Origin of the sequence: Mycobacterium vicinigordonae (assembly GCF_013466425.1) — a bacterium.
Classification (GTDB): domain Bacteria; phylum Actinomycetota; class Actinomycetes; order Mycobacteriales; family Mycobacteriaceae; genus Mycobacterium; species Mycobacterium vicinigordonae.
The window spans coordinates 5,326,099-5,340,352 of sequence record NZ_CP059165.1 but is presented as its reverse complement, the minus strand read 5'-3'; the positions used below and the strand labels follow the sequence as shown (position 1 = coordinate 5,340,352).

12 protein-coding genes are annotated in these 14,254 nt (G+C 68.8%); 5 read left to right on the top strand and 7 right to left on the bottom strand.

Annotated features, from left to right (window positions below; translation table 11 throughout):
- Positions 1-4: 4 nt before the first annotated feature.
- Together H0P51_RS23765 and H0P51_RS23760 are read right to left on the bottom strand one after the other, a co-directional pair.
- On the bottom strand, positions 5-1,546 hold the full coding sequence (locus H0P51_RS23765; RefSeq protein WP_180915273.1) for a phytoene desaturase family protein: 1,542 nt from the start codon (positions 1,544-1,546) through the stop codon (positions 5-7).
- 6 nt (positions 1,547-1,552) lie between these two features.
- The gene (locus tag H0P51_RS23760; RefSeq protein WP_180915272.1) at positions 1,553-1,816 is read right to left on the bottom strand and encodes a DUF2630 family protein; all 264 of its coding nucleotides are present in this window, start codon (positions 1,814-1,816) and stop codon (positions 1,553-1,555) included.
- A 117-nt stretch (positions 1,817-1,933) separates the two neighbouring features.
- On the opposite strand from H0P51_RS23760, the gene arfA reads away from it, so the two are divergent.
- The 3 genes from arfA to arfC are packed head-to-tail and all read left to right on the top strand — an operon-like array spanning position 1,934 to position 4,374.
- Positions 1,934-2,971, top strand: a complete 1,038-nt coding sequence (gene arfA / locus H0P51_RS23755) for a channel-forming protein ArfA/OmpATb (protein WP_180915271.1) — start codon at positions 1,934-1,936, stop codon at positions 2,969-2,971.
- Positions 2,972-2,983: 12 nt separating this feature from the next.
- Positions 2,984-3,724, top strand: coding sequence for a channel accessory protein ArfB (gene arfB, locus H0P51_RS23750; RefSeq protein ID WP_180919287.1), 741 nt, complete (start codon positions 2,984-2,986; stop codon positions 3,722-3,724).
- Positions 3,721-4,374 carry a channel accessory protein ArfC, sunset domain variant gene (arfC, locus tag H0P51_RS23745; protein ID WP_246398181.1) on the top strand — a complete coding sequence of 218 codons (654 nt, stop codon included), beginning with the start codon at positions 3,721-3,723 and terminating at the stop codon, positions 4,372-4,374. Before arfB ends, arfC begins: the two co-directional genes overlap by 4 nt.
- On the opposite strand, the gene H0P51_RS23740 is transcribed toward arfC, so the two are convergent.
- The 4 genes from H0P51_RS23740 to H0P51_RS23725 form a co-directional block, all read right to left on the bottom strand.
- Positions 4,375-5,715 (bottom strand): HAMP domain-containing sensor histidine kinase, encoded by a 1,341-nt coding sequence (locus H0P51_RS23740; protein WP_180915270.1) that lies wholly within the window; start codon positions 5,713-5,715, stop codon positions 4,375-4,377.
- A gap of 16 nt (positions 5,716-5,731) precedes the next feature.
- Positions 5,732-6,433 carry a two-component system response regulator PrrA gene (gene prrA, locus H0P51_RS23735; protein ID WP_036364553.1) on the bottom strand — a complete coding sequence of 234 codons (702 nt, stop codon included), beginning with the start codon at positions 6,431-6,433 and terminating at the stop codon, positions 5,732-5,734.
- A 56-nt stretch (positions 6,434-6,489) separates the two neighbouring features.
- Complete coding sequence (locus H0P51_RS23730; protein ID WP_180915269.1) at positions 6,490-7,083, bottom strand: TetR/AcrR family transcriptional regulator; 594 nt, start codon at positions 7,081-7,083, stop codon at positions 6,490-6,492.
- 113 nt (positions 7,084-7,196) lie between these two features.
- Positions 7,197-8,678, bottom strand: a complete 1,482-nt coding sequence (locus H0P51_RS23725) for an acetyl-coenzyme A carboxylase carboxyl transferase subunits beta/alpha (RefSeq protein WP_180915268.1) — start codon at positions 8,676-8,678, stop codon at positions 7,197-7,199.
- Between the two features lie 28 nt (positions 8,679-8,706).
- Here H0P51_RS23725 and H0P51_RS23720 point away from each other — a divergent pair, with 28 nt between their 5' ends.
- Both H0P51_RS23720 and H0P51_RS23715 read left to right on the top strand, forming a co-directional pair.
- Positions 8,707-9,438 (top strand): enoyl-CoA hydratase, encoded by a 732-nt coding sequence (locus H0P51_RS23720; protein WP_180915267.1) that lies wholly within the window; start codon positions 8,707-8,709, stop codon positions 9,436-9,438.
- 2 nt (positions 9,439-9,440) lie between these two features.
- Entirely contained in the window at positions 9,441-10,559 is a 1,119-nt protein-coding gene (locus H0P51_RS23715; RefSeq protein WP_180915266.1) for an MBL fold metallo-hydrolase, read from the top strand.
- Positions 10,560-10,591: 32 nt separating this feature from the next.
- Here the strand turns inward: H0P51_RS23715 and H0P51_RS23710 are convergent, their stop codons facing one another.
- Positions 10,592-14,053 (bottom strand): PE family protein, encoded by a 3,462-nt coding sequence (locus H0P51_RS23710; protein ID WP_180915265.1) that lies wholly within the window; start codon positions 14,051-14,053, stop codon positions 10,592-10,594.
- Positions 14,054-14,254: the final 201 nt, after the last annotated feature.

Sequence of the window (14,254 nt, the reverse complement as noted above, 5' to 3'; positions counted from 1 at the left end):
GGCGTTAGCCACTGTCGGGCAGGGACGCCAACACTGCCATCGCGGCGTTGTGGCCTGCGATACCCGAAACGGCCCCGCCCCGGCGGGCAGCCGAGCCGCACATCATGATTCGTGGGTGCTCGGTGGCCACCCCCCATTTTCGGGCCGGAGTGTCCAGCGGGTCGTCGTCCTCGGCGAACGGCCACGCCAGCGCGCCGTGGAAGATGTTGCCCGCCGTCATCCCCAGGGTGCGTTGCAGGTCGGCGGTAGTCGTCGTCTCGATACACGGACGCCCATGTGCGTCCGGCAGTAGCGCATCCTGAATAGGTTCGGCTAGAACGGAATTCAGTGACGTAAGCACCGAGTCTGTGAGCGCGGCGGCGTCGGCCGGCAGCGAGTGCGGGGTGTGCAAGCCGAACACCGTCATCGTCTGCACACCGGTCAACTCGGGTGAGACTATGCTCGGGTCGGCCAGCGAATGGCAGTAGGCCTCGCACGGCAACACATCCGGCAGCAGGCCGTTGGCGGCCTGGCTGTAGCCGGTGTCGAGCTGGGACCAGGTTTCGTTGACGTGGAATGTGCCTGCGAATGCCTGTTGCGGTTTCACCTGCTGGTCCCGCAACCGGGGTAGCCGCCGCAGCACCATGTTCACCTTGACCTGCGCGCCCGGGGTCGACGCAGGTGCGGTCTCACCCAACAGGCCTGCCAACACCGTTGGCGAGACGCCGGACAGGACGAACCGGCCGCGGAGGACGTGCTCACCACCCGCGTCGCGATAGTGCACATCGCAGTCCGGGGTGATAGCGAAAACATCAGTGCTCGTTGATATTTCGACCCCAAATCCGGTGGCGGCGGCGGACAGCGCCGAAGTCACCGCACCCATGCCACCGACCGGGACGTTCCAGTCGCCGGTGCCCCCACCGAGTACGTGGTACAGCAGGCAGATGTTCTGCTGCAGCGACGGGTCGTTCAGCCGGGCGAAGGTGCCGATCAAGGCGTCGGTGGCGATCACCCCTCGAACCACGTCATTGTTCACCGCGTCGACGATCGCGTGCCCGATCGGCTCCTCGATCAGGGTCCGCCACGCCGCTACCGAGTCGGGATCGCCTCCGTCCAAGACCAGGCGACGAGCCTGGGTGCGGGTACGCAGCGGCTCGAGCAGAGTGGGCCAGAGCCGCTGAGTGACCAGGCGGGCGCGACGGTAAAAGCTGTCGAAGCCGTGCTCGTCGGCGGCCGCACCGATCGATTCGAATCCGCCGGATGACCCCACCAGCAGGCCGGTGCGACCGCTCGTGCCGGGGTCGGGAGTGTAGGAGGAGTAGGCCCGCTGGACCAGCCGAACATGCGCGCCCAGGTCGGTAAGGATGCGCGACGGCAGCAGGCTGACCAGGTACGAATACCGCGACAGCCGCACGTCGACGCCGTCGAAGATCCGAGCCGAGATCGCGGCACCACCGACGTGGCCCTGGCGTTCCAGGACGCGCACCCCAAGGCCCGCGCGGGCCAGGTAGGCCGCCGCCACCAGGGCGTTGTGGCCTCCGCCGACCACGACTACGTCGTAGTCCATTCGCGGTTAACCCGTGTAGCCCTCGACCTCGTTGGCCGGGCGCACGGTGGCTTCGCGGGGGTCGCCGCCGGTTTCGCGCAGCGCCCGTCGCTGCCGCAGCAGATCCCAGCACTGGTCGAGTTCGACCTCGATCGATTGCAGCCGCTCGTGCTCCTCGGTGGTCGAAATCTCGCCCTGCTGCAGCTGAGTGCGCAGCAGCTTCTCCTGTGCGACGAGGTCGCGGATGTGCGCCAACGTGTCGTGCTCGTTGGGTTTTCTCCCTTGGGTCATCGCCCTAGTCTGCCCGACAGTTGCCCGCAGATACCGTTGGCATCGGCTCGGACTCGGTAGGCTGCATATCGCCTGGAAATCGCGAACAAACCCTGTTCAACAAGCGAGTGAGGAGCGATGGTCGGTTCAAAGTTGGGTGTCGGCGAAGCCCCCGCGCCCGCCGATACCGTCGACCAGGCGCCAAACACCTCACGATTCCGTCGGGAGCGGCCCGGTCGGCCCTGGTTGATCGGTGTCGTGGCCATCCCGATACTGCTTGCCCTGATCGGTTATGGCGCCGACGGCCGACCCTTGGCCGTCAACGGTCCGACCGGCGACCTCCCGACACTCACCTCGCCGACGACGAGCGTGTCGGTCGCCCCAAGTTTGTCGCTGGCCCTCCTGTCGATCAGTCGCACCGGAAACAGCGTCACGCTGATCGGCGACGTTCCCGACGACGCTTCGAAGGCGGCATTGATGAAGTCGCTCAAGGGATTACTGGCGCCCGGTGTCAACGTCATCGATCAGGTCCGCATTGACCCGCTAGTGCACGCGCTGGATTTCGCCATCGCGGACCAGGTGTTCGCCGCAGGCGCGCCGATCCCCGACTTCAACCTCACGGTGGAAAAGGACACGGTCACCTTGAGCGGGACTGCCACATCCCGCGATCAGAAGGATGCGGTGGCGCGGGCGGTTGAAGGCGCCTGGCCCAACGTCAACGTCATCAACAGAATTTTGGCCAAAACCCAGATCACCCCCAGCGCTCCAGCGCCGTTGGGCGCCCCTCCCGCGGCTGGGCCGCCGGCTCCGGCGACGTGCAACGACCTGCAAGCCGCCATCAATGCCCTGACCCGTGGACCGCTCGCCTTCGGCGCCGATGGAGTGAGTCTGACAACCCAGGACACCGAAATCCTGATACGAGTGGCGGACAAGCTCAAGACGTGTCCGACCGCGCGCGTGACCGTCAATGGCTACACGGACAACGCCGGCGCCGAAGCCATCAACATTCCGCTGAGTACCCAGCGGGCCACCGCAGTCGCCGAGTTCCTGATCGCCAACGGCGTGGTTCGCGATCGCGTCACCGCCAAGGGTCTGGGATCGGCCAATCCGATAGCCAGCAATGACACGGCCGAGGGGCGTGCCAAGAACCGGCGCGCCGAGCTTGTGGTCGGCTAGGGAGAATCAAGCATGGGTTTCCTGATCCAGTGGCTGATCTACCTGGCAGCTTTCATGGCCGGCTCGGGTGTTGCCTACGGCATTGTCACGCTGGTGATCAGGAGTGGCACCGGGGCTGATGTCACCGATTCGTTAGGTGCCAAGCCGGAGCCGACTGGAGTCATGACTGAGCCGGAGGTTGTCGAGGCGCACGCGCAGCAGTCCGGGTTGCCGGTAGCGCACTGGCCCGGACCGTCGCTAGAGCCAGAATCCGACACCCTTGATTTCGGCCTCAAATTGCATACCGAACAGCCTGTTTCTGACGCTGAGCCGGTTGAATTTCGAACGGCGCCTGAGGGTTCCGAGTCGACACTTGTCGAGCAGGAGCCAGAGGCGGCGCCGGAGCCCGTCGAATCGCGCGATGAACCGGAAGTTCCAGAGCCGGTGCCGGTTTCCGCTATTTCTGATTTGCAGCCCGAGCCCGAGCCGGAGCCCGAGGTGGAACTCAATCACGAGCCCGAGCCCGAGCCCGAGCCCGAGCCCGAGCCGGAGTCGGAGCCGGAGCCGGAGCCCGAGGTGGAACTCAATCACGAGCCCGAGCCGGTTTCCGCCATTTCTGATTTGCTCACCGAGCCCGAGCTCAATCACGAGCCGCAGCCCGAACCCGAACCCGAACCCGAACCCGAACCCGAGTACGAGCCCGAGCGCGAATTGCCGCAGGCTCAGTGGCCTGGACCGCCATCGCAGTGGCCTGGCATTGGGGTGAGACGGTGACAGGCCACGTGCACTGGTGGTTGGCCGCCGTTTCGTTCGCGCTGGGCATGGCGCTGACCTGCACGCTGATGGCCCGGCCCACGAGGGCGCAGATGCCGGCGTGGGTTCTCGCTCAGCCCGCGCCGCGCCCTAAGCCCGAGCCGCCGGCGATGAGAGTGCCCGCAGCCGAGGCGCCGACCGAGGAGATTCCCCTTGCCAGGCCTCGGCCTGCCAAGAAGAACGCGGTCTCCAAAGCGCCACCGGCCAAACGCCGACCTTCTCCCAGAGATGATGCAACGGAACGAATTCCGGTCCCCAGGAAGCGGCCGGTCAAAAAAGTGCCGGGCCGAAAAGTTCCGGGCAAGAAGGTGCCCGCGAAGAAGGTCAGGACCAAAAGTGCTGTAACACACAAAATTCCGCCTGCCGAGACGCCGACGCAGAAGATTCAGCTGGTGCCGTATGCGCCCTACGGGCCCGGTTCGATGCGGGCAGATCCAGACGGCAAGGGGCCCGAGGGCTGGCCAATCAAGGGGCGCAGCGACTCTCGGCTCTTCTACTCGCCCGAGGATGACGGCTACGACGACGTCGAAGCGCAAGTCTGGTTCGAAAACGAAGAATTCGCCAAGCGGGCATTCTTCCTGCCGGGACGCAACAGGGCGCGAGACGACTGATCAGCTCGGTCCCGGCAACCGCAGCACCAGCCGCGCACCGCCCAGCGGGCTGCTCTCCAACGACGCCGTCCCGCGGTGTAGCTCAGCCTGCTGGGCCACCAGCGCCAGACCCAGTCCCGACCCCGAATGCGACGCTGTCGAGCCCCGGGAGAACCGCTCGAAGACCACCTGGCGCTCCTCTTCGGGGACCCCGCTGCCGTCGTCGTCGATCGAAATCTCGACTCCCGCGCGCGAGCTTACCGCCGACACCTGGACATGGGTGGCGCCGCCGTGCTTAACGGCGTTGGCGATCGCGTTGTCCACGGCCAGCCGGAGGCCGGCCGGCATCCCGACGATGATGCAGGTCGGCGACGGCACCAGGGAGACATCCAGGTCGGGATAGATGCGCATGGCGTCGTGGGCGGCGCGGTCGAGCAATTCGGTGATGTCGACCGGCACGTGATCGTCGGACGTGGACAGCTCGCCCTGGGCCAACCGCTCCAGCGCGCTCAAGGTGGCCTCGATCCGCGACTGGGTGCGGATCACGTCGTTGAGCACCTCCTTGCGCTGATCTTCGGGCATATCCAGGGTGGACAGCACCTCCAGGTTGGTCCGCATCGCGGTCAGCGGGGTGCGCAGTTCGTGGGAGGACACCGCCGCGAAGTCGCGAGCCGACGCCAGCGCCTCCTGGGTGCGGTTCTGTTCGTTCCAGATGCGTTGCAGCATGCCGCGCATGGCCTCGGCGATCTCGACGGCTTCGCTGGCGCCGTGCACTTCGACCCGCGGCGCCTCGTCGCCGGCGTCGATCGATCTGGTCTGCTCGGCGAGCTGTTTGAACGGGCGCACCGCGAAGACGGCCAGCAGCCAGGCAAACACCGCGGCGGCACCGATCGCGAAACTACAGATCAGCAGTACCCGGCGATGCAGGTTGTTGGTCTCGGCGTAGGTGGCGTCGTAAGTGGCGCCGACGGCCATCGACGTCGGTTCCGGACCGGGAATCTCGACCGTCCGTACCCGGTAGCGCACCCCATGTATGTAGGTGTCGGCGTAGTCCGAGTGCAGCTTGGGCAGTTCGATATCGGAGTTCGACTTGATCAGGTTGCCGCGGCGGACTGTGATCAGCGCGTCCTGGTCATTGGGGGAGCGCGGGATTTCGTCCAGGCCGCGCGGCACGAACGGGATCGCGAAGCCCGCCGCCTCGTCGAGCCGGCGGTCCAGCCGTTCTTTGCGGTCCTTGGTGATGCCCACCCAGACAACAACGCCGACTATCAGCACCGGAATCGCGGCGCCGATGGCCGTCGCGATCACCACCCGGGTGCGCAGCGAGGGCGTCCGGGCAAAGATCCGCGACAGGATGTTCATCAACAACGTCGCGGCCTCACTGCATCCGCAGGACGAACCCGACTCCCCTGACGGTGTGCAGCAGCCGTGGGCCGCCGTTAGCCTCCAACTTGCGTCGCAGGTAGCCGATGAAGACGTCGACGACGTTGGTATCGGCGGCGAAGTCGTAGCCCCACACCAGCTCGAGCAGCTGCGCGCGGGACAGCACCGCCGTCTTGTGTTCGGCAAGCACAGCCAACAGGTCAAATTCCCGCTTGGTCAAGTCGACGTCGACACCATTGACCCGAGCCCGACGGCCAGGAATGTCGACTTCCAGCGGACCCACCGTGATCGTCTCCGACGACGACGTCGCGGTGGCGCCGCGCCGCCTGAGTAGGGCACGCACCCGCGCCACCAGCTCGGCCAGCACAAATGGCTTGACCAGGTAATCGTCAGCACCGGCTTCCAGGCCGGCCACCCGGTCGTCCACGGAGCTGCGCGCACTGAGCACGCACACCGGCACATCGTTGTCCATGGCGCGCAGCGCCGTTACCACGCTGACGCCATCCAGGACCGGCATGTTGATGTCGAGCACGATCGCATCCGGCCGGGTCTCGGTGGCGCTGCGCAGGGCCTCGGCGCCGTCGACAGCGGTTGAAACCTCGAATCCCGACAGCCGCAACCCTCGTTCCAGGGAAGCCAGCACGTCGGAGTCGTCGTCGACTACCAAGACCCGGGGTGAGTTGACACCAGTGTCCATGCGCCTATCTTGCCTGATTGGCGGTTGCGGCGGTGGGAGGCGGAACCCGGGGGCGGTTATTGCGTCAGGACTGCGTTCAACACCTGACTCAGTCTGGCGCGTGCGCTGGCCTCGTCGCCGTCGAGCAGCAGCTGAGCGCTGACCCCGTCGTACGCGACGATGACCGCGCGTGCGGTATCGGCAGATTCGTGGGACGCGATCCCGGCAGCGACCAGTCGCTCCTCGATCACGTTGCGCAACTGCGCCCGATGCGCGTCCCAGCGGTGTGCGACTTTGGGATGCCGCGCGGCGTGCAGCAAGAAGTCGAATTTGATGAGCAGCCAGTCGCGCTCGAAGAACAGGGTGTCCACAACGCGTTCCACCACACCGCGCAACTCAGTGCTGTGTTGCATCGCTGTGGATACCTGTTCGGCGGTACGGGCGGCCCATTGGTCGTACAGCAGGAAAAACAGTTCTTCGAGATTCTCGAACTGGGAGTAGAACGCGCCACGGGTGTAACCGGCGGCCAGGCACACGTCCTCAATGGTCACGTGACCGTAGCCCTTACCTGAGAACACCCGAAAGGCCGCCTCCACAAGGCGGGCGCGCGTTTCGGCGCGCCGTTTGGTGACCCGCGGTGGCTTGGTGGCGGGCGTGGTAGCTGTCGGCATCTGGCTTGCCTCCGATTGCCTCAGTAATTCGCTACATTGTCACATCGGGTGCGCGACAGGACAATTGGGGAACTGTCGAATTCAGGGCGCGGTTGCTGCGCCGGCTTCGCTGGTCAGGTGCCGAACAGACCGATGCGACGGTAGCGGCTCAGCCGGGTGTCGAGCCGCTGCGCGTCAGGCACCATGCGCAGTGCGTGGACCTCGACGGCGATGGCTCGCGCAAGTCGCCACGAGAACTCGACGCGCTCGTCGGCGGCGTCGGGATGTTCGGGCACGATGGCATCGGCGATCCCCGAAGCCAACAGATCGGCCGACCGGATACCTTGTGCTGCGGCGAGTTCGGGAGCATGTGCAGTATCACGGAACACGATCGCGCTGGCACCCTCCGGCGGTAGCGGCGCAAGCCAACCGTGTAGTGCGGCCAGCACCCGATCGGCCGGCACCATCGCCAGTGCCGGGCCGCCGCTGCCCTGACCCAGCAGCACCGACACCGTCGGCGTGTCCAGTGTGACCAAGTCGGCCAGACATTGCGCGATTTGGCCAGCCAACCCGCCCTGCTCGGCTTCGGCTGAAAGCGCCGGGCCGGCGGTGTCGATCACGAGCACCAACGGCAGCCGCAGTTCAGCAGCCAGGGCCATGCCGCGCCGAGCCTCTCGCAGCGACGCAGGCCCAACGGTGTTACCCGCACCGCCGACCGTCCGTTGCTGACCGAGTACCACCGCGGGCTGACCGGCGAATCGGGCCAGCGCCAGCAGCGTCGCCGTACCCCGGCCGGTGCCGGACAGCAGCACCAGGTCGGTGGCGCCGTGCCTCAGCAGGTCACGCACTTCCGGCCGATCCGGCCGTCGGGAGGCCAGCACCGACTCCCATGCCGGGACGTCGGGAATTTGCTCGGGTGCCTCCGCCGGCGGCGGGTCTTGGGGGGCGTCGGCGATGACCGTCAGAGCCCGGTCGAGCGTGGCGCGCAACTGGTCGAGTTCGACGACATCATCGATTACACCGTGATGCTGCAGGTTCTCCGCGGTCTGTACGCCCGCCGGGAATGGTTCGCCGTAGAGCAGCTCATACACCCGTGGGCCGAGGAAGCCGATCAGGGCGCCCGGCTGGGCGAAGGTCACATGGCCCAGCGAACCCCACGACGCGAAAACCCCGCCAGTGGTCGGATTGCGCAGGTAGACCAGATACGGCAAGCGGGCCTGCCGGTGCAGCCGGACCGCGGCGGCGATCTTGACCATCTGCAAGAACGCGACCGTGCCCTCCTGCATGCGGGTGCCGCCAGACCTCGGGGAGGCCAGTAGCGGCAACCGCTCGGCGGTGGCGCGCTCCACTGCGGCGGTGATGCGCTCGGCCGCCGCCACCCCGATCGAGCCGGCCAGAAAGTCGAAATCGCAGACAATCACCGCCACCCTGCGCCCGAAGACTCGTCCCTCGCCCGTCGACACCGCCTCGTCACGTCCGCTGGTATGACGCGCCTTGGCCAGCTCGCGGGCATATTCCGGTGAGGTCGGGACCGCGATCGGCTCGCAGTCCCAGCTGACGAACGAGTCCTGGTCGAGCACCGCTTCGCGCAGCTCATCGGTCGTGATACGGCTCACACCGAAGAGGCTAGTTATCCTGGCCCCCATGATCGGTATCACCCACGACGAAGCCGTGATGACCATTGAGCTGCAGCGGCCAGACCGGCGCAACGCGCTGAACTCCCAGCTCGTCGAGGAGTTGCGCGAAGCGGTGCTCAAGGCCGGCGGCGGGTCGACACGTGCGATCGTGCTGACCGGGCAAGGTACCGCGTTCTGTGCTGGAGCGGACCTGTCCGGCGACGCATTCGCCGCCGACTACCCCGACCGGCTCATTGAACTGCACCGCGTCCTCGATGCGACAGTGATCCCGGTGATCGGCGCAATCAACGGCCCCGCGATCGGCGCTGGCCTGCAGCTAGCCATGCAGTGTGACCTGCGTGTCGTCGCGCCGGACGCGTTCTTCCAGTTCCCGACGTCGAAGTACGGCCTGGCGTTGGACAACTGGAGCATTCGGCGGCTGGCGTCGCTGGTGGGTCACGGGCGGGCGCGGGCGATGCTGCTGGCCGCTGAGAAGCTGACTGCTGACGCGGCATTGCACACCGGGATGGCCAACCGCATCGGGACGCTGGCCGACGCACAGGCGTGGGCCGCCGAGATCGCCGGGCTGGCGCCGCTGGCGATTCAGCACGCCAAGCGAGTGCTCAACGACGACGGCTCCATTGAAGAGCAGCGGCCGGAGCACAAGGAGCTATTCGACAAGGCCTGGGGTAGCCAGGACGTAATCGAAGCGCAGGTCGCGCGCATGGAGAAGCGGCCACCGAGGTTCCAGGGGGCTTGATCATGATGCGCCAGGCGCTGCGACTGGCGGCAGGCACCGCCTCCTTGGCGGCGGGAGGCTGGCTGCTGCGGGCGCTGCACGGCGCACCGGCCGCGCTCGGCGCCGACCCGTCGGCGATCGCCGCCGTATCCAAGGGGTCGCCGAACTATCACGACGGGGTGTTCGTCAATATCGACCCGGCGTCGCTGTATGTGATGAACCGCGAAGAGGTACGGCAGATCGCGTGGGAACTGCTGGGCGGACGGGGCGGAAGTCTGCCCGCCAAGCCGATCCCGCTAGCCGCGCCGTCGATCTACCAAGGCGAGCCGGCGCCGCTGGCGGTCAGCTGGTTCGGGCACTCGACGGCGCTGGTGGAGATCGACGGCTACCGGGTGTTGACCGACCCGGTGTGGAGCGATCGTTGCTCGCCCTCCGACATTGTGGGCCCGCAGCGGCTGCACCCGCCCCCGGTGCTACTGGAAGGGCTGCCCGCAGTCGACGCTGTGGTGGTCAGCCACGACCACTACGACCACCTCGACATCGACACCGTGCTGGCGCTGGCCCGGATGCAGCGGGCCCCGTTCTTCGTGCCACTCGGGGTCGGTGCGCATCTGCGGGCGTGGGGGATTCCCGACGAGCGGATCGTCGAGCTGGACTGGAATCAGAGCGCCTCGGTGGACGAGCTGACTGTGATTTGCCTTCCCGCCCGCCACTTTTCGGGCCGGTTCTTGAGCCGCAACAACACGTTGTGGGCGTCCTGGGCCTTTATCGGCCCGTCGCATCGTGCTTATTTCGGCGGCGACACCGGCTACACCAAGACCTTCGCGCAGACCGGCGCCGACCATGGGCCGTTCGACCTGACGCTGATGCCCATCGGTGCCTACAACAGCGCGTGGCCGGACATCCACATGAACCCGGAGGAGGCGGTCCGGGGCCACTTGGACGTCACCGAGTCCGGCTCAGGGCTGCTGGTGCCGATCCACTGGGGGACGTTCCGATTGGCGCCGCATCCGTGGTCCGAGCCGGTCGAGCGGGTACTCAAAGCCGCTGAGCCACAGGGGGTTCAGGTGGCGGTGCCGACACCGGGGCAGCGGATCGACTCGGGGGAGTCGCTGCGGTTCAACCCCTGGTGGCGGTTGTAGATTTGCCATCCGGCGACCGCGTCGTCGCCGGGCTATGGCGTTCCGTGGGCGCCAGCTGCGCCCGGGGGCGTTCCGGCGCCTCCGGCTCCGCCACTGCCACCAGCAGCGTTGCCGGGGATGTGGGTGTTGGAAGCATCGCCGCCGTCGCCGCCATCGCCACCCGCGCCCGCGCTGCCGGTCCCGCCATCGCCTCCGTTGCCAGCGGTCGCGGTAGCCGTGGACACCGGGTTGGAAATGTACGCGCCGCCGCCCTTTCCGCCGTTGCCACCGATGGCACCGCTGGTGCCGTCGGCGCCGTGCCCGCCGAGCGCGGCGCCCGAGCCGTAGGTATACGCGTCGCCACCGTTTCCGCCGCTGCCGCCCCCGGTGGTGCCCGTACCGCCCGCAGCTCCGTCAGCTCCTACCGCATTCAGTGCCGAATCGGTGCTGATCAGGTTCGCGGTGCCGCCGTTGCCGCCGGCACCGCCGCGCCCGGCGGTGCCGGTTCCGCCCACCCCGCCGGTGCCCGGGTTGGCCTGCCCGGACCCATACGTTGTGGCGCCGCCGCCGTTACCGCCGTCACCACCGGTGGCGCCGCTGGTGCCGGCGGCGCCATTGCCGCCGATGGCATTGCCCGAGCCGGAGGCGGCTGCGTTGCCGCCGTTGCCGCCGTCACCGCCGCCGGTGGTTCCGACGCCACCGGCGGCGCCATCTGCCCCCACCACATCCAGCGTCGAATTGACGTTGTAGATGGTTGCGCTGCCGCCGTTGCCGCCGTTGCCGCCGCGCCCGGCGCTGCCGGTTCCGCCCACGCCGCCCACACCGGGGTTGACGTGCCCGGATCCAGTGCTCTGGGCAATGCCGCCATTGCCGCCGTTGCCGCCGGTTGGCCCGCTGGTGCCGGCGGCGCCGTTGCCACCGAACGCGTTGCCTGAGCCAGAGGTGAATGCGTCGCCGCCGTTCCCGCCGTTACCACCTCCGGTGGTGCCGGTACCGCCTGCGGCACCGTGGACACCAACCGCGTCCAGAGCCGAAGCGCTGTTGTAGATGAACTCAGAGCCGCCGTTGCCGCCGTTGCCGCCGCGCCCGGCGGTGCCCGTTCCGCCCACCCCGCCGGTACCGGCGCTGACTTGCCCGGACCCGTAGGCCGCGGCCTCGCCGCCGTTGCCGCCGTTGCCGCCGGTGGCGCCGCTGGTGCCGGCGGCGCCGTCGCCGCCGGTGGCGTTGCCTGAGCCCCACGCCGCCGCGTTGCCGCCGCCGCCACCGTCGCCGCCGCCGGTGGTTCCGACGCCGCCCGCGGCACCGTGGGCACCGACCGCGTTCTGCGCCGAGGCGCTGTTGTAGATGGCTGCGGAGCCGCCGTAGCCGCCGTTGCCGCCGCGCCCGGCGGTGCCGGTTCCGCCTACGCCGCCTGCGCCGGCGCTGGCCTGGCCGGACCCATGGGCTTGGGCGTTACCTCCATTGCCGCCGTTGCCACCGTTCGCACCGCTAGTGCCGGCGGCGCCGTTGCCGCCGGTGGCGTTGCCGGTGCCGTAGTTATACGCGTTTCCGCCGCTTCCGCCGTCGCCGCCGCCGGTGGTGCCGGTGCCGCCCGCGGCGCCGTCGGCGCCGACCGCGTTCAGTGCAGAACCGCTGTCGCCGACGTACGCGTACCCGCCGTCGCCGCCGTTGCCGCCGCGCCCGGCGGTGCCGGTTCCGCCCACCCCGCCGGTGCCGGCGCTGACGTGTCCGGAGCCATAGGTCTCGGCACCACCGCCGTTGCCGCCGTTGCCGCCGGTGACGCCGCTGGTACCGGCGGCGCCGTTGCCGCCGGTGGCGTTGCCTGAGCCCCGGGTTGCCGCGTTGCCACCGTTGCCACCGTTGCCGCCGCCCGTGGTGCCGGTGCCGCCCGCGGCGCCGTCGGCACCGACCGCGTTCTGCGCTGACGCCGCGTTGTCGATGGCCGCGAGGCCGCCGTTGCCGCCGTTGCCGCCGCGCCCTGCGGTGCCGACGCCCCCCGCTCCGCCCGCTCCGGGTGTGACCTGCCCAGCGCCACCGGCGACGGCGCCGCCGCCATTGCCGCCGTTGCCCCCGGTGGCACCGCTGGTGCCACTTCCTCCGTTCCCCCCGATCGCGTGTCCGCTGCCGAAGCTGTACGCGCCGCCGCCGTTGCCTGCAGAGCCGCCGTTGCCGCCGTCGCCGGCAACGCCGCCCTGGCCGCCATTGCCGCCGGTAGCGGTGTCGGTGCCGTAGCTGGACACCGACCCGCCGTTACCGCCAGAGCCTCCCGCGCCGCCGGAGCCCCGGGCACCGCTGGTGCCACCGGCACCCCCGGTACCTGCGGCCCCGCCTGCGCCCGCATTGCCGCCGCGACCTCCGGCACCGCCGTCGCCACCGGTCGCACCGGTGTTTGAGCCGTCGGCGCCGGTGCCACCGGAGGCGCCGTTTCCGCCGTGCCCTCCGCTGCCGTTGATGCCACCCACGCCGGTGGAACCGCCCGCGCCGCCGGTCCCACCCGAGCCACCGGCGAAGCCGTCGGAGCCTGTCCCGTCAGCCAGCAGGGCGGAGCTATTGGCACCGGTCGCACCGTTGCCGCCATTGCCGCCCTGCCCGCCATTGCCCGCTGCGCCCGCCGCGCCGCCCCCGGAGCCCGCTGCGCCGCCAGCTCCGGCCGCCCCGCCCGCGCCGCCATTGCCGCCGTCGCCGCCCCTAGCCGAACTGGCCGCGGCGCCATTGCCGCCGTCACCACCCAGGCCACCGTTGCCGCCTGTGCCGCCGTTGCCGCCATGGCCCAACACCAGCCCGTGCGCTCCGCCGGCACCACCCTGGCCACCGGCTCCGCCCGCACCGCCGGCGATCCCCGCCATTCCCGACCCGGCGACGGCCGACGCGCCGGACCCGCCGCTGCCGCCCGCGCCGCCGTTGCCGCCGGCGCCACCCTGACCGAAGAGCATCCCGCCGGCCCCACCTGCCCCGCCGTTGCCGCCCGCCATCCCGCCCGTACCGGGCGACCCGTTGGTACCGGCGCCACCGTCCCCGCCACGGCCTCCGGTGCCGAACAGGCCCGCGGCACCGCCGGCGCCGCCGTTTTGACCCGCCGCGCCCACAGCCCCGTTTCCGCCATTCCCCCACAACAGCCCGCCAGCTCCACCGTTGCCGCCGGGCGTCGTCGCGTTGGCGCCATTGCCGATCAGCGGGCGGCCCAGCAGGGCTTGCGTCGGTGCGTTGATCACATCGAGCAGCAGATTTTCGACACTGGACGCTTCGGCCGTGGCATAAGCGTTTCCGGCATTGGCCAGGGTCTGCAGGAATCTCTCGTGAAACGCTGCCGCCTGCGCGCTGAAAGCCTGGTAATCCTGGGCGTGCGCACCGAACATCGCCGCGATTGCCGCCGACACCTCATCGCCCGCCGCGACCACCAGCTGCGTTGTCGCGGTTGCCGCCGTTTGGTTTGCGGTGTGAATGGCCGACGCGATCCCGGCCACCTCCGTGGCCGCCGCCGCCACCAGCTCCGGTGTTGCCATGACAAACGACATCTGACTCCCTCACCTTGCTGCCAGAACCGCTTGCCATCCCCACGTTCGATGCTCACTGGCCCGAAAAGTGACGAGGATCGCAAATTTGCAGCGGTGAAATCATGAGAACACAGCCCACTACCTGATCTAGGACTTGTTCGGAAATTCAACCCTTTGGTGGATCTGTGCCCCCCTCCTTTCGTCGCACCGGCGGGCATCGTC

Coding starts and splice junctions, on each gene's coding strand:
- H0P51_RS23740 (WP_180915270.1), bottom strand. CDS start 5,715: ATGAACATCCTGTCGCGGATCTTTGCCCGGACGCCCTCGCTGCGCACC.
- H0P51_RS23710 (WP_180915265.1), bottom strand. CDS start 14,053: ATGTCGTTTGTCATGGCAACACCGGAGCTGGTGGCGGCGGCGGCCACG.
- H0P51_RS23730 (WP_180915269.1), bottom strand. CDS start 7,083: ATGCCGACAGCTACCACGCCCGCCACCAAGCCACCGCGGGTCACCAAA.
- H0P51_RS23760 (WP_180915272.1), bottom strand. CDS start 1,816: ATGACCCAAGGGAGAAAACCCAACGAGCACGACACGTTGGCGCACATC.
- arfA (WP_180915271.1), top strand. CDS start 1,934: ATGGTCGGTTCAAAGTTGGGTGTCGGCGAAGCCCCCGCGCCCGCCGAT.
- H0P51_RS23765 (WP_180915273.1), bottom strand. CDS start 1,546: ATGGACTACGACGTAGTCGTGGTCGGCGGAGGCCACAACGCCCTGGTG.
- H0P51_RS23720 (WP_180915267.1), top strand. CDS start 8,707: ATGATCGGTATCACCCACGACGAAGCCGTGATGACCATTGAGCTGCAG.
- H0P51_RS23715 (WP_180915266.1), top strand. CDS start 9,441: ATGATGCGCCAGGCGCTGCGACTGGCGGCAGGCACCGCCTCCTTGGCG.
- arfB (WP_180919287.1), top strand. CDS start 2,984: ATGGGTTTCCTGATCCAGTGGCTGATCTACCTGGCAGCTTTCATGGCC.
- prrA (WP_036364553.1), bottom strand. CDS start 6,433: ATGGACACTGGTGTCAACTCACCCCGGGTCTTGGTAGTCGACGACGAC.